The sequence below is a fragment of the Halochromatium salexigens genome, from assembly GCF_016653295.1.
GTDB lineage: Bacteria > Pseudomonadota > Gammaproteobacteria > Chromatiales > Chromatiaceae > Lamprobacter > Lamprobacter salexigens.
Genome location: NZ_NHSF01000021.1, coordinates 16012 through 40284, shown reverse-complemented (window position 1 = coordinate 40284; position 24273 = coordinate 16012). Strand labels below are relative to the sequence as shown.

At 61.2% G+C, this 24273-nt stretch carries 23 protein-coding genes and 3 pseudogenes; 17 read left to right on the top strand and 9 right to left on the bottom strand.

What is annotated here, in order from left to right; genetic code table 11:
- Positions 1 to 92 precede the first annotated feature (92 nt).
- From CCR82_RS19280 to CCR82_RS04035, 14 genes and pseudogenes are all read left to right on the top strand, one after another.
- Positions 93 to 743 (top strand): annotated as a pseudogene (locus CCR82_RS19280) (hypothetical protein); the annotation flags it as partial.
- A 1-nt stretch (position 744) separates the two neighbouring features.
- A pseudogene (locus CCR82_RS19275) lies at positions 745 to 1442 on the top strand (hypothetical protein); the annotation flags it as partial.
- A 181-nt stretch (positions 1443 to 1623) separates the two neighbouring features.
- Positions 1624 to 1956 (top strand): annotated as a pseudogene (locus CCR82_RS04090) (EscU/YscU/HrcU family type III secretion system export apparatus switch protein); the annotation flags it as partial.
- A 14-nt stretch (positions 1957 to 1970) separates the two neighbouring features.
- Positions 1971 to 4034 carry a flagellar biosynthesis protein FlhA gene (gene flhA / locus CCR82_RS04085; RefSeq protein ID WP_201244142.1) on the top strand — a complete coding sequence of 688 codons (2064 nt, stop codon included), beginning with the start codon at positions 1971 to 1973 and terminating at the stop codon, positions 4032 to 4034.
- Between the two features lie 3 nt (positions 4035 to 4037).
- The gene (locus tag CCR82_RS04080) at positions 4038 to 4457 is read left to right on the top strand and encodes a flagellar protein FlhE (protein WP_201244136.1); all 420 of its coding nucleotides are present in this window, start codon (positions 4038 to 4040) and stop codon (positions 4455 to 4457) included.
- A 31-nt stretch (positions 4458 to 4488) separates the two neighbouring features.
- Positions 4489 to 5202, top strand: coding sequence for an RNA polymerase sigma factor FliA (locus CCR82_RS04075; RefSeq protein WP_201244135.1), 714 nt, complete (start codon positions 4489 to 4491; stop codon positions 5200 to 5202).
- 32 nt (positions 5203 to 5234) lie between these two features.
- Positions 5235 to 6011 (top strand): motility protein A, encoded by a 777-nt coding sequence (locus tag CCR82_RS04070; RefSeq protein WP_201244134.1) that lies wholly within the window; start codon positions 5235 to 5237, stop codon positions 6009 to 6011.
- A gap of 29 nt (positions 6012 to 6040) precedes the next feature.
- A complete protein-coding gene (locus CCR82_RS04065) occupies positions 6041 to 6685 on the top strand; it encodes an OmpA/MotB family protein (RefSeq protein ID WP_242513242.1) in 645 nt (214 codons plus the stop codon).
- A gap of 48 nt (positions 6686 to 6733) precedes the next feature.
- Positions 6734 to 8641 carry a methyl-accepting chemotaxis protein gene (locus CCR82_RS04060; protein WP_201244133.1) on the top strand — a complete coding sequence of 636 codons (1908 nt, stop codon included), beginning with the start codon at positions 6734 to 6736 and terminating at the stop codon, positions 8639 to 8641.
- Positions 8638 to 8967 (top strand): flagellar transcriptional regulator FlhD, encoded by a 330-nt coding sequence (flhD, locus tag CCR82_RS04055; protein ID WP_201244132.1) that lies wholly within the window; start codon positions 8638 to 8640, stop codon positions 8965 to 8967. Before CCR82_RS04060 ends, flhD begins: the two co-directional genes overlap by 4 nt.
- A gap of 3 nt (positions 8968 to 8970) precedes the next feature.
- Positions 8971 to 9540 (top strand): flagellar transcriptional regulator FlhC, encoded by a 570-nt coding sequence (flhC, locus tag CCR82_RS04050; RefSeq protein WP_201244131.1) that lies wholly within the window; start codon positions 8971 to 8973, stop codon positions 9538 to 9540.
- 42 nt (positions 9541 to 9582) lie between these two features.
- Entirely contained in the window at positions 9583 to 11766 is a 2184-nt protein-coding gene (gene cheA, locus CCR82_RS04045; protein ID WP_201244130.1) for a chemotaxis protein CheA, read from the top strand.
- A complete protein-coding gene (locus CCR82_RS04040) occupies positions 11763 to 12260 on the top strand; it encodes a chemotaxis protein CheW (protein WP_201244129.1) in 498 nt (165 codons plus the stop codon). Before cheA ends, CCR82_RS04040 begins: the two co-directional genes overlap by 4 nt.
- A 102-nt stretch (positions 12261 to 12362) precedes the next feature.
- Positions 12363 to 13655 (top strand): methyl-accepting chemotaxis protein, encoded by a 1293-nt coding sequence (locus tag CCR82_RS04035; protein WP_201244128.1) that lies wholly within the window; start codon positions 12363 to 12365, stop codon positions 13653 to 13655.
- Here CCR82_RS04035 and CCR82_RS04030 read toward each other — a convergent pair.
- The 7 genes from CCR82_RS04030 to CCR82_RS19270 form a co-directional block, all read right to left on the bottom strand.
- The gene (locus CCR82_RS04030; protein WP_201244127.1) at positions 13652 to 13945 is read right to left on the bottom strand and encodes an EscU/YscU/HrcU family type III secretion system export apparatus switch protein; all 294 of its coding nucleotides are present in this window, start codon (positions 13943 to 13945) and stop codon (positions 13652 to 13654) included. The genes CCR82_RS04035 and CCR82_RS04030 overlap by 4 nt on opposite strands.
- Positions 13942 to 15300 (bottom strand): flagellar hook-length control protein FliK, encoded by a 1359-nt coding sequence (locus tag CCR82_RS04025; protein WP_201244126.1) that lies wholly within the window; start codon positions 15298 to 15300, stop codon positions 13942 to 13944. The genes CCR82_RS04030 and CCR82_RS04025 overlap by 4 nt, the downstream gene beginning before the upstream one ends.
- A 29-nt stretch (positions 15301 to 15329) precedes the next feature.
- Entirely contained in the window at positions 15330 to 15758 is a 429-nt protein-coding gene (gene fliT / locus CCR82_RS04020) for a flagellar protein FliT (protein WP_201244125.1), read from the bottom strand.
- An 11-nt stretch (positions 15759 to 15769) separates the two neighbouring features.
- Positions 15770 to 16198 carry a flagellar export chaperone FliS gene (fliS, locus tag CCR82_RS04015; RefSeq protein WP_201244124.1) on the bottom strand — a complete coding sequence of 143 codons (429 nt, stop codon included), beginning with the start codon at positions 16196 to 16198 and terminating at the stop codon, positions 15770 to 15772.
- A 54-nt stretch (positions 16199 to 16252) separates the two neighbouring features.
- Positions 16253 to 17632 carry a flagellar filament capping protein FliD gene (fliD, locus tag CCR82_RS04010; RefSeq protein WP_201244123.1) on the bottom strand — a complete coding sequence of 460 codons (1380 nt, stop codon included), beginning with the start codon at positions 17630 to 17632 and terminating at the stop codon, positions 16253 to 16255.
- Between the two features lie 171 nt (positions 17633 to 17803).
- The gene (locus tag CCR82_RS04005; RefSeq protein ID WP_201244122.1) at positions 17804 to 19504 is read right to left on the bottom strand and encodes an HD domain-containing phosphohydrolase; all 1701 of its coding nucleotides are present in this window, start codon (positions 19502 to 19504) and stop codon (positions 17804 to 17806) included.
- A gap of 55 nt (positions 19505 to 19559) precedes the next feature.
- Positions 19560 to 19781, bottom strand: a complete 222-nt coding sequence (locus CCR82_RS19270; RefSeq protein ID WP_201244121.1) for a DUF2835 family protein — start codon at positions 19779 to 19781, stop codon at positions 19560 to 19562.
- 175 nt (positions 19782 to 19956) lie between these two features.
- On the opposite strand from CCR82_RS19270, the gene CCR82_RS03995 reads away from it, so the two are divergent.
- On the top strand, positions 19957 to 21705 hold the full coding sequence (locus CCR82_RS03995; protein ID WP_201244120.1) for a methyl-accepting chemotaxis protein: 1749 nt from the start codon (positions 19957 to 19959) through the stop codon (positions 21703 to 21705).
- A gap of 15 nt (positions 21706 to 21720) precedes the next feature.
- Here the strand turns inward: CCR82_RS03995 and CCR82_RS18445 are convergent, their stop codons facing one another.
- Positions 21721 to 22065 carry a hypothetical protein gene (locus CCR82_RS18445; RefSeq protein ID WP_242513244.1) on the bottom strand — a complete coding sequence of 115 codons (345 nt, stop codon included), beginning with the start codon at positions 22063 to 22065 and terminating at the stop codon, positions 21721 to 21723.
- Between CCR82_RS18445 and CCR82_RS03990 the strand changes: the two genes are divergently transcribed.
- Positions 22003 to 22497 carry a putative metalloprotease CJM1_0395 family protein gene (locus tag CCR82_RS03990; protein ID WP_242513243.1) on the top strand — a complete coding sequence of 165 codons (495 nt, stop codon included), beginning with the start codon at positions 22003 to 22005 and terminating at the stop codon, positions 22495 to 22497. The two genes, CCR82_RS18445 and CCR82_RS03990, sit on opposite strands and share 63 nt — an antisense overlap.
- A 62-nt stretch (positions 22498 to 22559) precedes the next feature.
- Here CCR82_RS03990 and CCR82_RS03985 read toward each other — a convergent pair whose 3' ends face one another.
- Entirely contained in the window at positions 22560 to 23183 is a 624-nt protein-coding gene (locus CCR82_RS03985; protein ID WP_201244118.1) for a cell division protein ZipA C-terminal FtsZ-binding domain-containing protein, read from the bottom strand.
- Between the two features lie 642 nt (positions 23184 to 23825).
- On the opposite strand from CCR82_RS03985, the gene CCR82_RS03980 reads away from it, so the two are divergent.
- Positions 23826 to 24230, top strand: a complete 405-nt coding sequence (locus CCR82_RS03980) for a GNAT family N-acetyltransferase (protein ID WP_201244117.1) — start codon at positions 23826 to 23828, stop codon at positions 24228 to 24230.
- The last annotated feature ends 43 nt before the right edge of the window (positions 24231 to 24273 follow it).

Below are 24273 nucleotides of genomic sequence, written 5' to 3'. Positions count from 1 at the left end.
CCAAGCAACAATCGCCAGGTTTTGGCACGTTTGTTAGCCTACATGATCAGCGAGATATGAAGGTCATCTTCGAGTAATCATTAAAGCATGTGATGATGATGTTTCAACACCCACAGCCACTGTCGACTTCGACGTTACTGAATCGTGTACGCAACACATTTAAGTCTATTGTTGATCACCGAATCATAAAGAAGTGTGATATCACTTTAAGTGATGCGTTGATGTCAGGGTTGGCCGTCTTTGCCCTGAAATTTCCCTCTCTACTCAAATTTGACGAGCAACGCAAAGAAAAACATATTCGCCATAACCTCAAACACCTTTACGGTGTTCAACAAGCGCCATGCGATAGCCAACTGCGGGATATTCTTGATCCTGTCGAACCGGCTGCGTTGTATCCGGCCTATCGCGCCGTCTTGCAGGCAGCTGAGGAGCGTAGCATTCTTGACTCCTACCGGTTTCTCAATGATTACCTACTTATATCGATTGACGGAACAGGGCAGTTTTCTTCATCCAAGATCAGCTGTCAGGAATGCGCTTCCAAAAAGACACGCAACGGTGAAGTGTTGTATTACCATCAATTACTCGCTGCCGTCATCATGCACCCTGAGCGCAAACACGTCTTGCCACTGATTCCAGAGGCCATACGCCATGGAGATGGTGAGAGTAAGAACGACTGTGAGCAAACTGCAGTCAAGCGCTTGCTCACCCGTCTTCGTCAAGACTATCCCCAGCACCCCTTCTTANTAGTTGTCGAAGACGCGCTCTTTAGTAAAGCTCCACACATTAAGTTGCTAAAAAGCCTTGGTTTTTCCTACATTATTGGCGTTAAGGAGGGCGATCACTCGCATCTGTTCGACTCGGTTTGGGAACATGAAGACAACGAAACCATGGAGGGCTTAGTAGAGGCCGACAAAAAGACAGGCATTACTCATATTTACCGGTTCATCAACGGCCTAGAGCTGAATAAGTCAAACCCGGATGTCTTAGTCAATTTTATCGAATATGTTCAAATCAAAAACAACGAAGTCATTTTGCGTTTTACGTGGATTACCGATCTAAAGATTACCGAAGAAAACTGCACTGACATTGTACGAGGAGGTCGCTCACGCTGGAAAATCGAGAATGAAACGTTCAACACGCTGAAGAATCAAGGGTATCGGCTTGAGCATAATTACGGCCATGGTCAAAAGCATCTGTCGACAAACTTTGCGCTTTTGATGATGCTTGCATTTCTGATTGATCAGGTCCAAGAGATTGCGTGCATAGCCTTTCAAAAGGCACGTCGACGATTTCGCTCGAGAACATCTCTTTGGGAGCGCTTACGAGCGCTATTTGTTGGCTATTATATTGACGACTGGGAAAGTGTTTGGCAAGCGATCAGTCACGGTCATCAGGTGGCTCGGTTGCAGCCTCGTGCGGTCGACATCCATGATACCTCGTAAAATACCTTAATTTCCGATCGCCCGTTTTGACTGAAAGCTTCAGCGTCTAAAATAACGAATCTATTTAAAGCAACTGATCGTGTTGAGGGTGGACCCTTGCCAGTCACAATGGCGTACTGAGAGTATGACATTAAAGCCTGCCGAATAGACTTTCACCGGGAATTGCTGCTATGCCGTCGCGCTCCAATACAACGAGCAAGGCATGGCGGCACCGCGACTGGTGGCCAAGGGCGTCGATCAGGTGGCCCTGCGCATCTGCGAGCTGGGGGATGCCCATGAGATTCCGCGCTTGCAGGCGCCATCGTTGGCTCGGACACTCTATCGCCATGTCGATCTCGATGCCGAGATTCCAATGGCTCTGTACACGGCCGTGGCCGAGGTGATGGCCTGGGCCTTCCAGCTCCGCCGAGCCAGGACCGAAGGTGGCGCGCCGCCGCCAACCCCCCAAGACCTGCCAGTCCCGGAAGCGCTCCGGGTTCCAGCCAACAATCCTGATGTCGAGGCACGAGTATGACGGCGTTCACCGCAATGCTCGAAAAACAGGCCTGGCTCGGCAATGTCCCGGTCAAGCTGCTCGCGGGACCCGTGCTGATCTTGATGATCCTCGGCATGATGATCCTGCGGCTGCCGCCGTTCATGCTTGATCTGCTGTTCACCTTCAACATCGCCCTCGCGGTGATGGTGCTATTGGTGAGCATGTTCACCCAGAAGCCGCTGGATTTCGCCGCCTTTCCGGCGGTGCTGCTATTCACGACCTTGTTGCGGCTGTCGCTGAACGTGGCCTCCACCCGCGTCATCCTGATGGAAGGTCATCAGGGCGGCGACAGCGCCGGCAAGGTCATCCAGGCCTTCGGCGAGTTCCTGGTCGGCGGCAATTTCGCCGTCGGTCTGGTGGTCTTCCTGATTCTGGTGATCATCAACTTCATGGTCATCACCAAGGGCGCCGGGCGGATCGCCGAAGTCGGCGCGCGCTTCATGCTCGATGCCATGCCGGGCAAGCAGATGGCCATCGATGCCGACCTCAATGCCGGCCTGATCGGCGAGGACGATGCCCGCCGGCGCCGCAGCGAGGTCTCCCAGGAGGCGGATTTCTATGGCTCGATGGATGGCGCCAGCAAATTCGTCCGCGGCGACGCCCTGGCCGGGCTGGTCATCATGGGCATCAACATCATCGGCGGCCTGCTCATCGGCATGCTGCAGCACGACATGAGCTTTGGCGACGCCGGGCGTACCTACACCCTGATGACCATCGGTGACGGCCTAGTGGCGCAGATTCCGGCGTTAGTGATTTCCACCGCCGCCGGTGTCACCGTCTCGCGCGTCGTCACCGACCAGGATGTCGGCCAGCAGATGATCAGTCAGCTGTTCGTCAACCCGCAGGTGATGATCCTGGCCGCTGCGGTCATGGGCATGCTGGGCCTGGTGCCGGGCATGCCGAATCTGGTCTTCCTCATCTTTACGGCCCTCCTCGGTGGCATGGCCTGGTATCTCATCCACGAAAAGGAGAAGCTGCTGGTCAAACAGGCCATCCCCGAGCAGCCGGCGACCACACAGGAGGCGCCAGAAGCGAGCTGGGACGATGTGCAACTGGTCGACACCCTAGGGCTCGAGGTCGGTCATCGGCTGATCCCGTTGGTCGATCAGCGCCAGCAAGGTGAGCTACTGGGCCGCATCAAGAGCGTGCGCAAGAAGTTTGCTCAGGATGTCGGCTTCCTGCCGCCGGTGGTGCATATCCGCGACAATCTGGAACTCGGACCCAATACCTATCTGGTCTCGCTCAAGGATGCCGAGATCGGCCGCTCCGAGGTCTTCCCCGGGCGCTGGTTGGCCATTGATCCCGGGCAGGTTTCCGGCAAGCTTGAGGGGACCCCGACGCAAGATCCCGCGTTCGGTCTGCCGGCGGTCTGGATCGACAGCAACCAGCGCGAGCATGCGCAGGTCTACGGCTATACCGTGGTGGATGCCAGCACCGTGGTCGCCACGCATCTAAACCATCTCCTACATCGTCATGCCGCCGAGATGCTCGGGCGCGCCGAGGTGCAGAATCTGCTCGATAAGCTCAGCGCCGAGCAGAAGAGCCTGGTCGAGGATGTGGTGCCCAAGCTGATCTCGCTGACCGCGTTTCAGCGCCTGCTGCAAAATCTCCTCGCCGAGGAGGTTCCAATCCGCGATCTGCGCACCATCCTCGACACCCTGGCCGAACACGCGCCGCAACAGCAGGATCTTGGCGAACTCACGGCGTTGGTGCGGATTGCGCTGGGACGCGTCATCGTTCAGCAGTGGTTCCCCGGCGAGCATGAACTTAGGGTGATTGGCCTGGACGCACAACTCGAACAGATCTTGATGCAGGCCATGAATGGCAGCGGGGCATTGGAGCCCGGACTCGCCGAGACCCTTATGCAGCAAGCCGAGAAAGCGCTCACGCGTCAGGAAGCCGGCGGTGATCCGCCAGTGCTGGTGGTGCAGCACAGCCTCAGAGCCGTGCTCGCGCGCTTCTTGCGCCGGCGCCTGCGGCATCTGGTGGTCCTGTCCCAGGCCGAGATCCCAGATGATCGCCTGCTACGCGTGACCCAATTCATCGGAGGTAAATAGCGCATGCCAGAGGTCAGCACGGCCAAGCTGGGCGGAGCGAGCGTGGCGCTGGCCATGACGCTGGCAGCGGCGCCGTTGCTGGCGGCGGCGGCCGGCAGTTGGGTGGCCCAGGCGCCCTCGCTACGGGTCATCATGGCCGAGCGCGAGAGCCTCTCGCAGCCGCTGCTCCCCCCGCCCGGCAGCACGCACGAGGGCGAGATCCACAGCGTCGGCTGGCGCTTCGAACAGCCACCCGGCAGCGCCCTGAGCGCTCGCCTGTGTCAAGCAAACCGCTGCATGACGCTGCCGAGCGCGCGCGGCCAGAGCCAGGCCCTGGCTGGGTTGCCGGCGGATGAGGCGTTGCGTTTTCATTTCGCGCTCATGCCGGGGCAGCGGCGCGCCGTGCGCGTCCAGGGGCTGCAGGTGATCGTCAATTACCAATGAAAGAAGCCCGGAGCGGACTTGGGCGAACCGAATGTATACTGCGAAAGGCAAGATCGACCAGCATGAACGCATCAGGCAGTATTTGCCGCAGGTGCGTCGTCAAGCGCTCGCGCTGCAGGTTAAACTGCCTTCGAGCATCGAGCTGGAGGATCTGATTCAAGCCGGCACCCTGGGGCTGCTCGAGGCCCTGGGGCGTTTCGATGCCAGTCAGGGGGCGAGCTTCGCGACCTTTGCCAATCAGCGCATCCGCGGCGCCATGCTCGATGAGCTGCGCAGCCGCGACTGGCTGCCGCGCAGTGTGCGCCGTCATGCGCGAGCGATGGATGAGGCCATTCAGCGGCTCGAGCAGCAGTTCGGCCGCGCCCCGGAGGAACACGAGATCGCCGCTGAACTCGAGATGGCGCTGACCGAATACCGCCAGTTGCTCAGCGATACCAACAATGGCCAATTTCTACCGTTCGAGGAACTACTTCAAGAAGGCGTCGAACCTGGAGCGGCCAACCGCCCCACCGACCCCTCTCTCTCCGCGCTCGTCGACGACGAGCAGCGTGAGCGCTTGGTGGCGGCCATCGATGCCTTACCGGAGCGCGAGAAGCTGATGATGGCGCTTTACTATCAGGAGGAACTCAACCTCAAGGAGGTCGGCGCCGTGCTCGGGGTCAGCGAGTCTCGCGTTTGTCAGCTGCACAGCCAGGCACTCGGTCGCCTCAGGGCGCGGTTGCATGAGGCACCCGTGGAGCGCTAATTCTCACCCGCTGCTTTTCGACTCAAGGAACTATGAATCCATCGACACTCATCGGTATCTTCGCCAGTATGGTGCTCCTCGGCAGCGTGTTCTTCTTCGCCGCCGAGTCGCCCGACAGCTTTCTCAATCTGCCGGGCCTGGCCATCGTGCTGGCCGGCACCATGGCGGCAACCTTCATCAGCTATCCGCTGCGCGAGGTGTTGCGCGTGGTCGGCCTGATCGGGGTCGTCTTCCGGCGCGAGAACACCTATGTCCGCGACGACATCCAGGAGTTGGTGGACATGTCGCGGCTCTGGTTCAAGGGCGATGTGCGCGCGGTCGAGCAGGCGCTCACCCAGACCCGCAATCCGTTCCTGCGCAGCGGCATCCAGCTCGTCATCTCCAACACCAAGGAGGAGGAGATCATCGACCTGCTGAGCTGGCGCATCGCCCGGCTCAAGGCCCGCGAGCACGCCGAGGCGCAGGTCTTCCATACCATGGCCACCTACGCCCCGGCCTTTGGCATGATCGGCACCCTGGTCGGTCTGGTGAACATGCTCGAGGTGATGGAAGCCGGTGATCTGGAGATCATCGGCCCGCGCATGGCCGTCGCCCTGTTGACCACCTTCTATGGCATCCTGCTCGCCAATCTGGTGTTCAAGCCCTTTGCGGTCAAACTCGAGCGGCGCACCGAGGAGCGGCTGATCGCGATGAACATGGTCCTGGAGGGGATCTCGCTGATCACCAAGCGCCGCCTGCCCTCCTTCATCGAGGAGACACTGAACTCCTTCATGGCCAAACACCATGATGAGATTCGTGACCCCAGTTGACCCGGAAACGAGTCAGGAGAATGTAACCCATGGTGCAGCGTGCCCGCGTCTCGATGCTCGAAACCCCGCGTGGAGGCGATCAAACCGAAAGCTGGCTGATCAGCTATCTCGATGTCCTGACGCTGCTGATCACGCTGTTCGTGTTGATGGTGTCGATGCTGGGCAAGGCCGAGTATGAGACGCAGACGCAACCGGGCATCCCCTCGGCCGAGATCGGCCCCAAGGCCAGCGGTATCCAGCCACGCCACGACGGCCTGCAACCGCGTTTCGAAGGCTTACAGATGGAAGGGGTCAGCGTTGACGAAGGCGAACAAGGGATCACGCTGCGTATCGATGACAACCTCTTATTCAAGAGCGGTCAGGCCGAGCTGACCGCGGGCGGTGGCGAGGTCATCGAGTCGTTGGTTCCGATGCTAGAGAGCTTCGAGGGGCAGATCTCCGTCGAGGGCCACACCGATAACATCCCCATCGCCACCGCGCGTTTCCCCTCCAATTGGGAGCTGTCGACGGCGCGCGCGATCGCGGTGTTACGCTATCTGAGCGCGGCGGGTATCCCGGAAACCCGCTTGCGCGCGATCGGTTATGCCGATACCCAACCACTGGAAAGTAACGAGACGCCTGAAGGGCGCGCTGCCAACCGTCGAGTCGAACTCTTGTTGAAGCAAACTTTGTAGGTCGATCAACCTGTATCCATCAGCAAGCACCCAGCGAAACCTGAAGCCATGCGACTCAATCACTTTCCCATTGGAGCCCGCATCGTTGCTGGCTTTATCGCCATGCTGCTGCTGGCGATCGCCATCATCGTCCCCTTTCTCCTCAACCGCCTCGACGCGGTGATTCAGGAAGCCGAGCGGCGCGAGCTGCGCTCCCTGCATGGCAATCTGGTGGCCGCGCTGGAGGCGGAGAGCCGCCGGGGCAGTGCCATGAGTGCGCTAATCGCTGGCATCCCCGAGGTGCAGCAAGCCTTCGCCGAGGGCGAGCGCGAACAGCTTGCGGACTGGTTCGTGCCCGGCTTCGATCAGCTGAAAGCCGATCATGGCATCGCCCAGTTCCAGTTCCACCGGCCACCAGCAACCTCCTTCCTGCGCGTGCACGCCCCGGAAAAGTTTGGCGATGACCTCACCGACATCCGCCAGACCATTATCGAGACCAACCGCAACCGGGCCCCCATCTCGGGTCTGGAGCGGGGTGTCTATGGGCTTGGCATTCGCAGCCTGGTGCCGGTCGCCTGGCAGGGCGAACACATCGGCTCCCTGGAGTTCGGCATGAGCTTCGGCCAAGACTTCTTCGAGCGTTTCAACGCTCAGTATGGCGCTGAAGCCGCACTGCGCCTACCCGATGACGCCGGCTTCAACACGTTTGCCTCGAGCGTTGGCGATCAGCCGCTGCTCAGCGAGCCAGCACTGGAAGCGGCGATGAACGGCGAGGAGCCGATCGAGCACGGCACCCATGCCGGCACGCCGTTGGCGGTGATGGGCGCGCTCGTCCGAGACTTTTCCGGGGAGCCGGCCGGTGTACTCGAGGTGGCGTTCGACCGTTCTTCTTACCTCGAACGTGCGGCCAACGCCCGCAATGCGGCCCTGCTGATCACGGCCCTCACCCTCGGCGTCGGCATCCTGTTGGCGTTGTTGATTGCTCGCACCATTACCCAACCGATCAAACAAACCGCAGAGGCAATGGGTAATATTGCCGAGGGCGAAGGGGATCTGACCCGCCGGCTCGATGACAGCGGGCGCGATGAACTCAGCGAACTCGCCCATCAATTCAATGCCTTTGTCTCGCGCATGCAGGCGACCTTGCAAGAGGTCAAGACGAGTGCCCTGGACGTCTCTCAAACCGCCGGCGCCATTGCCAAGAGCAGCGAGGATCTCGCCAGCCGCAGTGATGAGGCCGCCTCTAATCTGCAGCAAACCTCAGCAGCCATGGAGGAGATTTCCTCGACCGTGGCGCACAGCGCTGAGTCCGCTAATCAGGCCAGTTCGCTCTCCGCCGAGGCCAGCGAGGTAGTCGAGCAAGGCTCCTCGGCCATGCAAGAACTCGAAACCACGATGCAGGATATCGACCGGGCCTCGTCACGCATCACCGATATCGTGACCTTGATCGACGGCATTGCGTTTCAAACCAATATCCTCGCGCTCAATGCCTCGGTCGAGGCGGCGCGCGCCGGCGAACATGGCCTGGGCTTCGGGGTGGTCGCGCAGGAGGTCCGCACCCTTGCCGAGCGCTCCCGGGAGGCCGCGCGCGAGATTCGCACGGTCATCAACGAGTCGGTGGAAACCTCCCGCCTGGGCACCGACAGGGTGCGGCAAGCCAGCCAAACCATGGGCAAGATCATGACCAGCATCAACAGCGTTCATGATGTGCTGGAGGAGATCAGCGCGAGCACTCGCGAGCAAAGTTCCGGCGTCGCCGAAGTCAACACCGCCGTCACGGAATTGGACACAGTGACACAGCAGAACGCCGCCATGGTCAACCAGACATCCTCCTCGGCGGCCCAGATGCGCGAACTCGCCGAGCATCTGAACGCGCTCATCGATGCCTTCGAACTCGGCGCCGAGCTGCATGACGCGCGTCCGGCGCTGCCTCGCTCCGAGCCATCCTCGCCGCGAACCGAGCCCAGGGACCGATGAACGAAACCAGCCTGATCAATGAGATCGAAGACCTCAACCTGGCCTATCTGCTGCTTGCCCAGCGCATGCTGCGGCACGACCGGCCCAGCGCCATGTTTCGTCTCAAGATCGACAGCGACATGGCCGAACAGCTGCTATCGCTGAGCGCGCGTCAGCTCGCCAAGCTTGCGCGCAGCAATCAACTCCTGTGCCGCTTTGGCTATGAGGACGCCGCGCAGCTGCGCGCGGTCACCCGTCAGCCGCGCGAACACGACCTATCAGGCTTTCACTCCTCGCTCCTGATGGCCTCTCAGCCTCAAGCCGGAGCCGAGAACACGGAGACTTGAGCCATGGCACTCAAAAGTCCAGTCACCGAAATGCAGCAGGTGCAGCTCGCCATCGATTTGATTGAGCTTGGTGCCCGTTTGCAGGTTCTCGAAACCGAAACCGATCTCAGCCGCGCCTATCTGACCAAGCTCTATAAGGAACTGCGCGGCAAATCCCCGCCAAAGGGGATGCTGCCCTTCTCCACCGATTGGTTCATTACCTGGCTGCCCAATCTGCATGCATCGCTGTTCATCAATATCTACCACCGCCTGCATGAAGACTACGGCTGTGAACGCATCGATGCCTTTGTGCGCGCCTTCCGTCTGTATCAGGAACAGGTGCGCATCGGCGGGCAAGACACGGTGCTGGGCTTGACCCGCGCCTGGACGCTGATGCGCTTCTTCGAGAATGATCTGCTACAGTTGACCTGTTGCACGCGCTGTGGCGGTCAATTCGTCGTGCATGCCTATACGCCTAATCAGGACTATGTCTGCGGCATCTGTCACCCGCCCTCTCGCGCCGGCAAAACCCTGCGTAGCGCGGTCGCTGTAAACGGCTTGGCGTCGACGCCTTCGCGCCGTTGTCATCTCTGACTAGCTCGCCCCCAGTCGACAACTCGGGAGCAGGAAACGCGGATGGATATTACCGATTTCTACGACACCTTCTTCGAGGAAGCCGAAGAATTGCTGGCGGACATGGAGCGTCATCTTCTCGAACTTGATGTCGATAACCCGGATCCCGAGCAGCTCAACGCCATCTTCCGGACCGCTCACTCGATCAAGGGGGGCGCCGGAACCTTTGGTTTCGAGGCCCTACAAAACACCACCCACTTGTTCGAGAACCTACTCGACCATGCCCGTCATGGGGAGCTTAAGCTGCGTCGCGATATCGTCGACACCTTCCTGGAAACCAAGGATATGCTGAACGATCAGCTCACTGCTTATCGCAACGGCGAGGAGCCCGATCAAGAGGCCTTCGAGCGCATCTGCAAAACCCTGCGGCAGTTGGCCTTGGAAGAGATTGGCAATAACCTCGAGGGTCCGGGTCCGGCTGCGGCGCCCGCGACTAAGCCCCAGGAACCCGCTTCGGCCCCGGAGGCCGAAACGCCCCCGCAAGCCGAGACGGCACCCACCACCGAGGCGCCCGCGGGTGAACAGCTGCTCATCGCGTTGCTGGGCGTGAGCGAGGAGAACCGCGCGCTGCTCGTCGAGGAACTCGAGCAGTTTGGCACGATCCACCGCCGTTCCGGCGACGAGAGCCGCTACGAGGTCGTGCTCGAAACCACCACCAGCGCCGATGATATCGAGTCGGTGATGTGTTTCATCATCGAACCCGAACAGATCGAAACCAGCACCGTGCTCGCTGGTCAGTCAAGCGCTGAAGCAACCGAACCGCGCGCGCAACAGCCAACGCCAGCTCAAACTGAACCCGCCGAACAATCGGCTGCAACAGCGCCGGCAGCCGAAGCGCCCGCGCCAGCCAAGGCCGGGCCGGCCATCGAGCCTCCAGAGCAGCCTCCGGCCGACCCCAAGAAGCCCGCTGGGAAACCGGCGGCCAAGCCCAAGCCCAAGGCTGGCGCCGAATCCTCGTCGATCCGCGTTTCGGTCGAGAAGGTCGATCAGATCATCAACCTGGTCGGCGAACTGATCATCACTCAGTCGATGCTCGATCAGACCGTCAGCGAACTCGACGGCGTGACCAACGGCGCGCTGATCAATGGCATGAGCCTGCTGCAGCGCAACGCCCGCGATCTGCAGGAATCGGTGATGTCGATCCGCATGATCCCGATGGACTTCGTCTTCAGCCGTTTTCCGCGCGTCGTGCGCGAGACCTCGAGCAAGCTCGGCAAGGAGATCGAACTCTGCACCGAAGGCGAATCGACCGAACTCGACAAAAGCCTCACCGAACGCATCATCGACCCACTGACCCATTTGGTGCGCAACAGTCTCGACCATGGCATCGAACTGCCCGAGGAGCGCGAGGCCGCCGGCAAACCACGCAGGGGTAAGCTGACCCTCTCGGCGCGCCATCAGGGTGGCAACATCATCATCGAGGTGATCGATGACGGGGCCGGGCTGAACCGCGACAGACTGCTCGCCAAGGCGCGCGAGAGCGGCCTCAACGTCTCCGACAGCATGACCGACGACGAAGTCTGGCAACTGATCTTTGCGGCTGGCTTCTCGACCGCCAAGGAGGTGACCGATGTCTCCGGACGCGGCGTCGGCATGGATGTGGTCAAACGTAATATCCAGAGCCTTGGCGGCCATGTGCAGATCATGTCCACGCCCGGCCAGGGCACGACCATCCGCATCGTCCTGCCGCTGACGCTCGCCATCCTCGACGGCATGTCGATCAAGGTTGGTCAAGAGATCTTCATCCTGCCACTCTCCACGGTGCTGCAATCACTGCAGCCAACCAAGGACGATCTCTACGAGATGGCCGGCCAGGATCTGGTCCTGCGAATTCGCGATGAATACTTGCCGGTGGTCGCCGTCCATGAGGCCATGGATGTGGCCGATGCCCAAACCGATCCATTGCAGTCCATTGCCGTGATTGTTCAGGGCGAGGGTCGCCGCTATGCCCTCCTGGTCGAAGAACTCATTGGTCAGCAGCAGGTCGTGGTCAAGAACCTCGAGACCAATTACCGTAAGGTTCCCGGGGTCTCCGCGGCGACCATCCTCGGCGATGGCAGCGTTGCGCTGATCCTCGATATACCCGGACTGCATCAGCTCAGCCTGAGCAAGAAGGATGCCCAAGGGCCCCGCTCCAGGGCACCCAAAAAAGCCCCGCTTTCACCCACGGAGGTTGACCTCTCATGAATCGTTACAGCACCGAGGATACCCTCACCGCCTCCGACGGCGAGAATCGGCAGTATCTGGTGTTCTCGCTCGGCGAGGAAGAGTACGCCATCGACATCCTTAAGGTGCAAGAGATCCTCGGCTACGAGAATGTCACCCGTATCGCCAACGCCCCTGAATTCATCAAGGGCGTGACCAATCTACGCGGTGTGATCGTGCCGATCGTCGACCTGCGCATCAAATTCAACCTCGACAAGGTCGACTACGATGGCCAGACCGTGGTGATCGTGGTCAATGTCTCCGAGCGGATCGTTGGCATCGTTGTCGATGGCGTCTCTGATGTCATGACCCTGACCCCGGATCAGATCAAACCCGCGCCGGAGTTTGGCATGAGCCTGTCCTCGGATTTCCTCAGCGGCTTGGGCAGCCTTGAGAATCGCATGCTCGTCCTGGTTGATATCGACAAGCTCTTAAACAGCAAGGAGATGTCATTGGTCGACCAGGTCGGCGACTGACTCCCTGGACGATCGAATCCAGAACGCTCGAATCCAGACGGGACGCCTGACCATGCCCGGCACGCAGCGAGACACGGCTTGGGGCAGGCACTGCGACAGAGCATGCAGAACATGACAATGCGGCTGAGCTGGATGTTGGTGCTCGGGACCTTCTTGCTGCTGATCGGTCTACTCAGCGGCTTGGGCCTGTTCTTGCTCGATCAGTCCGCGAACGCCCTGGCTGAGCTGGCACCCCATGCCGGTGCAACCGGCATTGAACAACAGCAGGCCTTCGCCGCGATCGCGGACCAAGTTCGTCTAGCGATCTTTGGCGTGCTGGGGGCCGCGATCCTGATCACGATCGTTGTGCTGCGGGGCGTGAGCGTCAATGTCCTGCGCCCACTAAAGCGCATCGTCGCCGGTTTCGACGCCATGGCCTATGGCGATCTCTCGGTCCCCCTAGATCGCCTCGGCGGTAACGAGATCGGCCAGCTCTGCGCCGCTGTGAAAGCGCTTCAGCAGCGCTTGTCGCGAACTCTCGCCCTGGTGCGTCTCAGCAGCGACGCTGTGCATCAGGGTGCCCAGCATATCGCCACCGGCAACAATGCCTTCTCGGCCCGCACCGAGCAGCAAGTGGCGCGCTTGAAGAAGACCGCTTCGCGCATGCAAACGCTCTCTTCCAGGGTCAAACAGAATGCGGACCATGCCCATCATGCGCGTCGGCTCGTACAGACATCGGCGCGCACCGCCGGCGCCGGCGGTGAGGCGATCAGCGCATTGGTGGCCACCATGCATGAACTCCGCCAGCGTTCGCACCAGATCACCGAGATTATCAACACCATCGACGCCATCGCTCACCAGACCCATATGCTCGCGCTCAACGCCTCGGCCGAGGCCGCCCGCGCCGGAGAGCACGGCCAAGGCTTTGCCTTGGTCGCTGCTGAGGTGCGCGGTCTAGCCGGGCGCAGCACCGATGCGGCCGAGGAAATTCGCACGCTCGTCGAAACCTCGGCAACGCAGGTTGATGTCGGCACCGCCCGCGCGGAGAAGGTCGGAGAGACCTTTGACGAGATCGTCTCAGCCGTCCATCAGATCAACACGCTCATGGACGAGATCGCCTCGTCCTCGCAAGAGCAGAGTCATGGGATCGAGCAGGTCAACCAAGCCATCGCGCAGATGGATCAGGTCACCCAGCAGAACGCGGATCTGGTGCGACAGGATGCAAAGGCGGCCGACCAGGTCGAAGCCGAGGCCGAGCGCCTGAGAAAGGCCGTTGCCGTGTTCAGGCTCGCGCCCGAGGTGGAAGCGCATTTCACGGGCAATCACTTTGACGAGGCCGCAGACTGGATGGAGTCATTGACCCCGGAGGATCTTGCGCACAGCATCCGCGCAAGGCATCGGCGCCGTGCGGCCTAATTGGTGCTCGCGGGGCGCTCGCGCTCGTCGGCGATCTGCCGCACCCACACGAGCAATTCGGCGATGACCTGATACAGATTGGGTGGAATCTGCTCATCGAGATCGAGATTCATCAGCAACGCCACCAACTCCGGGGCACCATGGACATAGATGCCCTGCCGCTCGGCCTCCTCGATGATACGCTCGGCGATCTCGCCATAGCCCTTGGCCAGCACGCGCGGTGCCTCATCGTCCTCGCGATAGGTAAGCGCAACGGCACGCAGCCGCTCATCGTTGCGGCTCTCGCTCATGCGCGCGCCTCGGCGTCGGCCGCCGGTGGTGGCGCGGGCGCCGATTCAGGTTCGAGCGAGCGCAGGCGAATCTCAACCTCGCTCAACGCATGCGCTTCGAGCCGTAACCTAAGTCGATCGATGCCCCGGGCAAGGGCCGCTCGCACCTCGGCATCGGCGGTGCTCAGTTCGAGATCGAGCCGAGACTCGCTCAACCAGAGCTTCACCTTCACCTCACCCAATCCGTTCACCCGCAGCATCATACTGGAATGCCACTCCTTATCGGCGTCATCTTCCTGCTCGGCCGCCTCTTCACCCGCCGGCTCGCGCCCGTCATCGCGTCTGGGTGGAGGCTGGATCATCAGCGCCATGAAGATGCCGGACCAGACATCGCCTTCCCAGCGGAGTACCGGCGTCGCCAGCAGCTCGAGTTGATGACGCACCAGCCCTTGCAAGCTCTCGTGGATAGGCTCGCCGCCGCGTTGCAGGGGCGCCGAACGCAGCGCCGCCATCTCGGCACTCGCGACCTGGGCCTGCTGTTGCATACTGCCATCGCGTGCTGCGGTCGCGGCGAGACTCGCTGCCGTTCCTGGCATGCTAGTAGTGGCTTGCCCTGGAAACGATGTCGAGGGAGCACCCGTGGCCGCCGAGGCAGCCGTTCCGCTACCGGGTGTGGCCGCAGCGCCCATGGCCACCGGCCCCTTGCCTTGGCCCAGCCCTGGCAAGGGCTCGGCCGCGCGCGATAGCCCCAGAACAAAGGCTGGCAAACTCGTTTGCGGGGGCATTGCCGTTGGTGCTTGTGTCGCCTGCTGCCCAGCCTGACCGGCTTGCCCCGGCGGCGTTGCCGTTGGCGCTTGCGCTGTTTGCCGCGCAGCCTGGCTTGAGGCCAGCGGACGCCACATCTGGGGCTCGCGCTGGAGCTGTTCCCGGGAGAAACCGCCTCGATACCAGCGCGCTAGATGCGACTCATAAAACAGGCCACTCTCCCGCACCGTGGTTTGCAAGTGTTCGGCCACTTGGGCTGGCGCTGGTTGGGCATTGCTCGGGAACAAAGGCTGCGTGACGCGCACCGCTGAGGCCGTGGCCGTGGCCGGGAAGCGCAGCAGGAGATCGGCGATGGAACGCGCCGTGGGGGTAAAGTTGACCTGCGCCGAGGGGGTCGGCTGCCTCTCGCCACCTGGCTGCCTCGCCTGTGTGTACGGTGCCTCCCGCGCCGCCGCCCGGCCAGTCTGCGTGATGGGCGGGTTCGAGCGAGCGTCGAGACGAGAATCGCTGCGTACCGCCGAGGGCGCATCCGCCGGCGACATCGGCTTGACCGGCGGATTGAGGTCTCGGGGCTGCTGTGTATCGACCCGTTTCCCCAATACTTGATGCATTAGGGTATCGATGAGGGTATTGATGCCGCTCACGATGATTTGAAGCGCTGAGTGGCCTCGATGACCTCGGACTCAGAGGTTTCCTGATAAAAACGGTAGGTTCGCGTCAAGGCCAACTCGTGCTTCGAGTCTAGAATCATGCTACTGAGTTCGTGCCGCCGGTCATTCAGGCGTTGGCGGATCTCTCGATCCTGTTCAAGCAGTTGCTCAAGCAGCTCGGCTTTACGCTGGAGACCGGCGTCGTCGAGCGGTATCCGTTCGTCATCGAGATGGCGCAACGTCTCGATTTCGGCCAAATAAGCCCCTTGCAGGTCGATCAGGGCCTCCCAGTCAGCCTCGCAAGCAGCCTTGAGCATCTTTGCCGAGCAGGCAAGGAGGGCTTCATAGGCATCCAGCAGTTGCTGCTGATAAGAAGTCGTGGACGCGGCGGCGGTCTTGCGAGGTAGGGAAGAGGCCATGCTCAATCTGCTCAGTCAGGTGCTGCCGGGGTGGTGTTGGTGCCGATCTCACGCCAGGCAGCCGCGATCTCTTCGAGCAGTGACTCGGCCTCGTTCAGGCTTTGTTCGTCATTGTGCAGATTAGCTGCTAGCAATAGCCGGGCAATGTAGTCATACAGTGAGGCCAAGCGCTCGGCCACCTCGCCACCGTGCTCCACATCCAGCGCGGCGGCCAAGCCGTTGTTCACGATATCCAAGGCCTTGGAGATCGCCTGACCCTTTGCAGCCGTGTTGCCAGCCTGCATTTGAATCCGAGCCGCGCGAATCGAGGCGCACGCGCCATCAAACAGCAGCACGATGAGCTGATGGGGACTCGCCGACATCACGCCACTCTCGACGCCAACCCGGGCATAGGCCCCGGCACCACGCCCGTAGGCTCCCCCTCCGCGCATCACAGTCATCGCTCGCGTTCTCCTCGCTGATTCATCGCTAGTCGTTACAAGTTGGCTGAATGTTTACTCACCACCGAGCATCGCATTCAGGTTATCGAACTGTTGGGTCAGATAGGAGCTAGTCTGGTTCATCTCCGCCACCATGGAATCGAGCTGGGCGAATTGCGAGCGGTAGCGTTCAATGGTGCGCTCGATAGAAATCTCCATTCGCTCGGTCCGGTTATCAATACTGGTGATGCGGTTTTGCACGCCGCTGCGGGCGTTATCAAGCAGACCGCTATCACCGAGCAGTTGGCTCAGTGTCTGACTCAGTGCGCCAGCCATGCCAGAATCTTGAGACTGGCCGGCGAAGAACTCGGTCAGGGCCTCGCGATCGTTGACGATGACCTCATCGAGTCGCGCATCATCGAGCTGTAAGGTGCCATCGCGCTGTAGGCTGATACCAATCTCGGAGAGAGAGCGAAACTCGCCTTCCGCCACGCCGCTACCGAGGGTGCTGCGTAGGCGTGATTCGATGGTGCGCAGCGTGCTATCGCCAAGCAGTTCGCCAGCCTCCCCGGTTTCCGCATTGAAGCTCGTCAACTCATTGGTAGTCTCGCGCAAGCTGTTGTAATTGTCGACGAAGGCGTTGACCGCATCGCGCACGCCGCGATTGTTGCGCTCGACGATAACGGTTGAGTCGCCTGTCTCGGCGAGATCCAGGGTCACGCCCTGAATGGCCTCCTCGACCCGATTGCCTTGGCTGGTGATATCAATGCCGTTGACCTTTAGCGTGGCATTCTGTGCCTCTGCCACTTCCTCCATTTCCCCAGTTCCAGTTGTTCCGTCAAAGGTCAAACCTTCGTCAGGAATCGTGGTGCCACTGCCATCGACAAAGTCAATGGACTGGATCGCAGCATCCTCGCCGGTCTCATCGGTCATGAGCACCAAGCGGAAGGGGTTCGCCGATCCATCGTTGACGATGGACGCCGTCACGCCTGCGTCCGCATCATTGATGCTGTCACGGAGCGTCGCGAGGGTATCGCCGTCTGCCACCGCGATCTCGAATGTTCCACTACCTGTTTCAATGCTCAGGGTGCCTTCGGAAAAGGTATGCTCTTCGGCAAAACCATCGGTCGCAATGCTCTGCGAGCGAGCAAGATCGTTGACAGTGACATCATAACGACCCGGCACCGCATCGGAGTTGGCCGCCGAGGTGACGCTGCTGCCGGTGACATTGCTCGAGACGCTCTCGTAGAGCGAGCTGCTATTGAGCGCGCTGGACGCCGACTGGAACGCCGACAAAGCGCCTTGTAGCTTGCCATAGGCCGAGAGCTTGGCCTCCTGGGCCTCTTTCTGCTGAGCAAGAGGCTCAAGCCGGCCGCGTTCAGCATCGCGCAACTGGTCGAGCAAGCCGTTGAGATCGAGTCCTGAACCGATACCGAGCGATGTGATGGTTGACATTGAGGCCTCCTGGTCTGGCGTTTGGAATCCGACAAATGAGGGACTGAGACTCCGGTCAGTCGCTGACACGGGTGATGGCTTTGTCGGCTTAACAAGATTATCGGCGGATACCCATTAGACTTTAGGCGCACCGCAGCGCAAATGCGAGCCCCTGTGATGGGGGTCCCAGGCTCAGATCGACAGCGGCAGCTCCTCCACGGGGTTGCCGAGCGCCAGCAGCGCCTCGCCCTGAAGGATCTCGCCCAGTGAGCTGTCCGGCGGCTTGACCGCATCGGCCAGCTGCACCCGAGCCGGTTGGCCCTGCGTATCGACCTCCTGAACCCAAGCCAACTGACCAGACTCGTAGCGCACCAGTGTGCCAATCGGGAACAGCCCGAATGCCCTGATGTAACGCTTGACCCAGCGTTGATCGAAACGTTCGGGGTGGTCGAGCAAGTGACGATAGATCGCGGCGATCTTCCAGGCCGGTCGATCGGGCCGGTCTCGGCGCATGGCATCGACGACATCCGCCACCATCGCCAAGCGCGACAGCTCGCCGAGTTGATCGCCGCTCACGCCGGTCGGATAACCACTGCCATCGAGGCGCTCGTTGATCTCCTTGAACACGCTCTTGACGACGCTGCTCGGGAGCCACTGACAACTCTCGAAGCAGGGCTCGAGGCGCGCCACATGGCCGTGCAGTTCGGCGCGTTGCGCCTCGTCGAGCCGTGGTGCCTGCAGCAGTTCGTTGGGCAGCAGGGCCTTGCCTAGATCATGGACCATGGCGCAGGCGGCAATGGCTTTGCAGGCATCGCGCGGCATCTTGCTGCGGGTGGTCAGATCGAGCAGGGACACGGCCACCGAAAGTCCATGCCGCACCAGCCGCGCCTCCTGGAAGAGACAACGGGTGGCGAACAGCAAGGCCTCGCGATCCTCGTCATAGAGCGCCAGGAGACGGTCGGTATAGCGCGAGAGCTGCGTTGAGTACAGCTGCGGCTGGTCGCGCAATTCGAGCAGTTGGGCATCCAGATAGCCCGCCACGCTTGCCAGGCGCTTGGTCATCGCGGTCGCGTAGACTTGCGCATTGCGGCGCGCGACCGGCACCGGAGCCTTGGGATCGATCTGAAACAGCTTCGAGCGCAGCCTGCCGTCGCTGCCACCGCTCGACTGACGCGCCGCCTCGCGCTCGATCTCGCCCACGAACATCCAGAGCTGGCGTTCCGGCTCGGTATCGATCCGCGTAAACGCGAAACCCACGCTCACGACCTGGCGCTCGACATCGACCTGATGGTGCTTGGGAGTGCCCTGGATCGATAAACGCATGCCGTTGGGGAAACACAGCTCGATCTCGAGCGGCGCCGAGGAGGCCAGCATACTGGCGCTCGCCACCGGCATCTCGAGCTGGCAGCCCCCTAGCGAGAGATCCCTGAGATCGCCTTGCGCGCTGGTCCCCTCCTCTGCGTGCCTGAGGATGGCGCCCACCTCCATCCCCAGCCGCAGGCGCGCGCGGAAGGCCTCCCGCCGCTGCAACACCTCCAGCTGATAAGGATAGTCACAGCGGCATACGAGACGACCCTTCGCGTCCTGGCAATCATTCAGCGTCAGCACCGGGGTGCGCAGCATCACCCCCCGCGCCTGCCCGAGCAGTCGGAACGGCTGCCCTCCCCTGAGTTCGCTGGCGATCTCCCGGATGGCGCTCATATCCAGCAGCAGATACTCGCCGAACGCCTGCTCAGCCACCAGCACCGGCAGCACCTGGGCCTCGTTGTTTTCCAACACCAGGGAGGCCCCGCCCGGCTCGCTCAGCGAGTCGAGCAGCGCCTCGACCTCGGACGGCTTGCTGACGCTGGTATAGCCGTCACTTCGTGTCGTCGTTGCGTCTTGTTCCGTCATCCCATCCCCATCTGATTTGGCAACCAACAGCGGTTACCCTCTCCAAAGCACAAGCTCAAGGCAAGCGCCTTATCGTCTCAAACTGTCCCGCCGAAGAAAAACTCAGCCGGTAGATGCCGTGCACGCCGTCACGCGTCACGACGTGGCGCAAGGCCGTGGCCGGAAATACCACGCGCCTTCCATCTAGGCTCCATGTATACACGTGCTCGACCCGCCCTTCATAGTGGGCCTGGCAGGCATCGACGGAGAGTTCGATGACGACATCGACACTTGGCATGTTGTGTGCTTTCTGCCTCGTTCACAGAGGTCAACCACGGCATGATGATATACTGCGCGGGACCCGTAGCCGAAAGATCGTGGCGGTTGATCCACATCAGCTTACCGCGCTCAAGCTAACGGCTTTTAGGTCGATGTGTTCTTAAATAAGGCTGTCCCAGAGAGAAAATTGCGCCATGACCCTGACGATCAAACATCGCCTCATCCTACTGATCAGCATCATGCTGGTGCTGCTGTTGGCCGTCGGGGGGCTAGGGCTCAAGGGCATGCAATCTTCGAACGAATCCCTTGAGAGCGTTTACGAAGAGAACCTACTCCGCTCGCAAGATCTGGCGCGCATCGATGCGCTGCTGCGCAACATTATGACGGAGATGCTCCTAGCCTCGCAGCATGATCCAAGACTGGCGGTGAGCGCATTACACGACCATCCCACCTCCATGCACATGGATGTTATCGAGGGCAACCAGGCCGAATTGGACAGCCTCTGGAAGCAATTCCAAGAGACCGTTGACAACCCTGAGTCGCAAGCCTTGGCGGAGCGGTTCGACGCCGAGTATGAGCGCCTGATCTACAACGCCTTGGAGCCGGCGATGGATCTGGCCCTCAAGGACGAGTTCTCCAGCACCAACCACCTCATCTTCATCGAAGGCCTTCCAGCCTATCAGGCAATCAACAAGACCCTCATCGAGATGATCGAGATGGAGAAGCAGGCGGCCTTGGAGGACTACCGCAGCGCCGAGGCCGATACCGCCTTCATGCGCAACCTGATGATCGCCGCCATCATCATCGCGGCCGTGCTCGGGGCGCTGCTCGGCTGGCAGCTAATCCTACGTGTCACCCGTCCGCTGGCCGATGCCAAGCGGGTCTTCGTCGAGATGTCGAAGGGCAATTTGACCAACCGGATTCAGACCACGGGCAAGGATGAGATCGGTCAAACGTTACTCGCCCTCGCCGATACCCAGGATAAGCTGCGCGATCTCATCATCAATATCCAGGGCTCGGTGGAATCGATCACGACCGCCGCCAACCAGATCTCCACCGGCAACACCGATCTCTCCCAGCGCACCGAGCAGCAGGCCTCCAGCCTGCAGGAAACCGCCAGCAGCATGGAAGAGGTCGCCTCCACGGTCAAACACAACACCGAAAACACGGCCCAGGCCAACCAATTGGCTAGCCAGGCCAATGCCTCGGCCAGCAAAGGCGGTGAGAAGGCCCAGCAGGCCATGGGCAAGATGCACGAGCTGACCGAAAGCTCGGATAAGATCAGCGGCATCATCACGCTCATTGATGGCATCGCCTTCCAGACCAATATCCTGGCTCTGAACGCCTCGGTCGAAGCCGCCCGCGCCGGCGAGCAAGGCCGCGGCTTCGCCGTGGTCGCCCAAGAGGTGCGCAACCTCGCGCAGCGTTCCGCCGATGCGGCCAAGCAGATTCAGGAACTGATCGCCCTCAACGGCGACGTTGTCCAGGAAGGACGCGGCCTGGTCGAGGCTGTGGGCTCCTCGATGAAGGATATCGTCACCCATAGCGGCAAGGTCTCCGAGCTGATGGACGAGGTCAACCGCGCCTCGAACGAGCAGACCATGGCGATCGATCAGGTCAGCGTGGCCATCAGCCAGATGGATGAGGTGACGCAACAGAACGCTGCCCTCGTCGAGCAGACCGCGACCGCCTCTGCCTCACTGGAAGATCAAACCCGCGATCTCGCCGAGGCGGTCGCCTTCTTTAATGTCGGCGAGCAAGCCTCGACCAGTCTCGCACTCCCCTCCGGGAAGACGAGCAACAAGGCCGCCGCCACGCACAGACCCGCCGCCCTCTCGCCACCACCCAGCAAGGGAACAAGCAAGGGTGGACACCAGACGCCGCCAAAGACCCGCGAGACGGCACCGGCGACTCACAGTGAAGATGACTGGGAAAGTTTTTGATGGCCTGACCAACCCTCAGGTTCTCAACCGAATATTGAGGATCGCAACGTGATCATCCCGACCGCCATTGGCCTCTCTCCATCCATTGCCTCTCCTGGCAATCCGGCCCAAGGCGGTGCGCTGCCACCGGGACAGATACGGCCCGCGGCCCCCGAGCCCGGCACGAGTGAAGCCGACCGCACTGGAGTCCAGATTGACCGAGCCGCCGAGGAAGGCGCAAACGGTCGCGTCGCCGAAGGTGATGCGGCCAGCAGCGCGCGGAACGACGCCCTTGCCCAAGAACTCTCCCCGCAAGAGCTGAAAATCCTTGATCAGCTCAAACAGACCGATCGCGCCGTCCGCCAGCATGAGATGGCGCATCAGGTTGCCGGCGGTCGTTACACGGGGAGTGCCAGTTACGACTACAAGATCGGCCCCGATGGCCAGCGCTACGCCGTCGCTGGCCGAGTCTCGGTTGACTATGGCCCCGTCACTGGCGACCCTCGGGCCACGATCGAGAAGATGCAAACCGTCATCGCCGCCGCCCTCGCCCCGGCCGACCCCTCGCCGGCGGATTATCAGATCGCTGCCCGCGCGCGCCAGAATTTGCTAACGGCGCAGCTTGAACTGAGCCAACAACAGCAAGCACGCAGCGAGTCAGTGCCTGTGCCTGCGGAGCGCACTCCCGATGAGGAGGACATACCAACCTCGGAGCGCAGCCGCGATCCACGCGTCGAAGCCTATAGTCGTATCGCCGCAACCACCGGCGCAGGCGCAGGTTCGGGCCAAGCCATCTTGCGCAGCCTGGCCTGAGGGCTTGGTACCTTGAAACAGGCAGGTCCTAAACCGGACCGAAGCAACAACCCGCAAAATCGCTATGATGCGTCGCGGCGCAATTCCGCGAAGGTTTCCTCGGTCACTGGGTTGCGTTCAACATCCAGGATGCGCCCACCGATCTCCGCCACCCGATGGGTAAAGCCAATCAGCGTCTCGGGACTGCGCGAGACACTGCGAGAATTGATGAACTTGATCAGGATCGAGACACCTTGCACGGGCGGATGGTCGCCGCCGAGATGCAGCGGCGGCAGCGTACCGGGCGAAGAGGCGTTGGCAACGGTCAGCGGATAACCTTCATGACCGGGCGGCACATGATAGATACCGAGACCGGACTCGTAAAAGGCCTTGACATTGCTCAGTAGTTGTCCGAGCGCCTGATTCGCCTCTGGCCCCGGTTCGTCGAACACCACGAATAGATAGCGCTGACTCTTCTCGATACCCTTCTTCTTGTGCTGCTTGCGCGCACGCGAAGAACGGCGCGATGGTGACTCTGTGCTAGCAGCATGACTTTCAGGCTTGGACTCGAGATCCACAACGTCCTGATCTTCCTTGGTATCGGTATCACGATCCCTAATCACCACAACATAGAACACGAACAGCGAGACCAGTCCGAGCAACAAGGCTGCGACGGCGAGATAAACGGCGAGGTTCGACGCATTCATTGGAATATCCTCCCAGACAGCGCATTCTTGCAGAATTAGCGTTCATGTTCCATCTTGATAAACTCGCATCCAATCCAGGGCAACACTCCCTTGCGTACAGCCAATCCGCGCGCCTCAACCGACAAGCCCGCCAGCAGCGCGGCGCTCGTGACCTGCCCACGCCACCAGCGAATCGCAGCGCTCCAACAGTTAGCCGCCACCCATGAGCCCGGTACTCTAGCAGAGTTGGCTGCGGCCATTGACGCGTGCGCGGGTCAGCCAGAGGCAGCCTGGAGCGGTCTCTTGATCGCCGCCAGGGAAACAGCGCCGAGCGCCGCCGTTTGGGTACAGCCGCAGCCAGGCAGAACAGCCCGCCTCTGGCCGCCGCGCAGTCACTCTCCATGGACCCCCACACTCCTACGCGGCGCCCTCCACTGGGCCGAAGCCCAGGGACTGCGAATCGTTCAGGCAGTCATCGACAGCACAGATGAGCAGGCGGCTGTCCAACTGCGTGAAAACGGCTTCCCCCGACTGGTCGACCTCCTCTACCTCGCGGCCCCATCCAACCCCAAGCAGCGCCAGGCGCGCTTGGCCTCCGCCCCCAGTCCGGGAGTCCGTTTCGAATCCATCGGCGACCTGCCCTCACCACGGCTGGTCTCACTGATGACCCAAATCGAAGACAGCTCTCTGGATTGTCCCGAGCTGCATGGCGTGCTCAGCCCGCCGCAGGCCATCGAGGGCTTTCGCCAACAAGGGCAGTACGCGCCGCAACACTGGTGCATCCTCCGCCACCAGGAGCAAGACGCTGGCGTCTTGCTCCTGGCGCCGCATCCGCAAACGCCCTGTTGGGAACTGATGTACATGGGCGTCCTACCCGCGTGGCGGGGCCAGGGACTGGGACGAGAGTTAGTCGCCGAAGCCCTGCGTCGCACTCTAAGTGGCGGCGCCGAACGCCTCCTCCTATCGGTTGATACCCGCAACCACCCGGCCCGCGAACTCTATGAGCAGGTCGGCTTTAGCCCGTATGCGTGGCGTAGTCTCTATGCTTGGATTGCCAAGGAGCCCTGAAAGGTATACGACACGCGGCGCTCAGCGTTGCGCTCTGGGAGCG

Coding starts and splice junctions, on each gene's coding strand:
- flhA (WP_201244142.1), top strand. CDS start 1,971: ATGCTCGAAAAACAGGCCTGGCTCGGCAATGTCCCGGTCAAGCTGCTC.
- CCR82_RS04080 (WP_201244136.1), top strand. CDS start 4,038: ATGCCAGAGGTCAGCACGGCCAAGCTGGGCGGAGCGAGCGTGGCGCTG.
- CCR82_RS04075 (WP_201244135.1), top strand. CDS start 4,489: ATGTATACTGCGAAAGGCAAGATCGACCAGCATGAACGCATCAGGCAG.
- CCR82_RS04070 (WP_201244134.1), top strand. CDS start 5,235: ATGAATCCATCGACACTCATCGGTATCTTCGCCAGTATGGTGCTCCTC.
- CCR82_RS04065 (WP_242513242.1), top strand. CDS start 6,041: ATGGTGCAGCGTGCCCGCGTCTCGATGCTCGAAACCCCGCGTGGAGGC.
- CCR82_RS04060 (WP_201244133.1), top strand. CDS start 6,734: ATGCGACTCAATCACTTTCCCATTGGAGCCCGCATCGTTGCTGGCTTT.
- flhD (WP_201244132.1), top strand. CDS start 8,638: ATGAACGAAACCAGCCTGATCAATGAGATCGAAGACCTCAACCTGGCC.
- flhC (WP_201244131.1), top strand. CDS start 8,971: ATGGCACTCAAAAGTCCAGTCACCGAAATGCAGCAGGTGCAGCTCGCC.
- cheA (WP_201244130.1), top strand. CDS start 9,583: ATGGATATTACCGATTTCTACGACACCTTCTTCGAGGAAGCCGAAGAA.
- CCR82_RS04040 (WP_201244129.1), top strand. CDS start 11,763: ATGAATCGTTACAGCACCGAGGATACCCTCACCGCCTCCGACGGCGAG.
- CCR82_RS04035 (WP_201244128.1), top strand. CDS start 12,363: ATGCAGAACATGACAATGCGGCTGAGCTGGATGTTGGTGCTCGGGACC.
- CCR82_RS04030 (WP_201244127.1), bottom strand. CDS start 13,945: ATGAGCGAGAGCCGCAACGATGAGCGGCTGCGTGCCGTTGCGCTTACC.
- CCR82_RS04025 (WP_201244126.1), bottom strand. CDS start 15,300: ATGCATCAAGTATTGGGGAAACGGGTCGATACACAGCAGCCCCGAGAC.
- fliT (WP_201244125.1), bottom strand. CDS start 15,758: ATGGCCTCTTCCCTACCTCGCAAGACCGCCGCCGCGTCCACGACTTCT.
- fliS (WP_201244124.1), bottom strand. CDS start 16,198: ATGACTGTGATGCGCGGAGGGGGAGCCTACGGGCGTGGTGCCGGGGCC.
- fliD (WP_201244123.1), bottom strand. CDS start 17,632: ATGTCAACCATCACATCGCTCGGTATCGGTTCAGGACTCGATCTCAAC.
- CCR82_RS04005 (WP_201244122.1), bottom strand. CDS start 19,504: ATGACGGAACAAGACGCAACGACGACACGAAGTGACGGCTATACCAGC.
- CCR82_RS19270 (WP_201244121.1), bottom strand. CDS start 19,781: ATGCCAAGTGTCGATGTCGTCATCGAACTCTCCGTCGATGCCTGCCAG.
- CCR82_RS03995 (WP_201244120.1), top strand. CDS start 19,957: ATGACCCTGACGATCAAACATCGCCTCATCCTACTGATCAGCATCATG.
- CCR82_RS18445 (WP_242513244.1), bottom strand. CDS start 22,065: ATGCGCCATCTCATGCTGGCGGACGGCGCGATCGGTCTGTTTGAGCTG.
- CCR82_RS03985 (WP_201244118.1), bottom strand. CDS start 23,183: ATGAATGCGTCGAACCTCGCCGTTTATCTCGCCGTCGCAGCCTTGTTG.
- CCR82_RS03980 (WP_201244117.1), top strand. CDS start 23,826: ATGACCCAAATCGAAGACAGCTCTCTGGATTGTCCCGAGCTGCATGGC.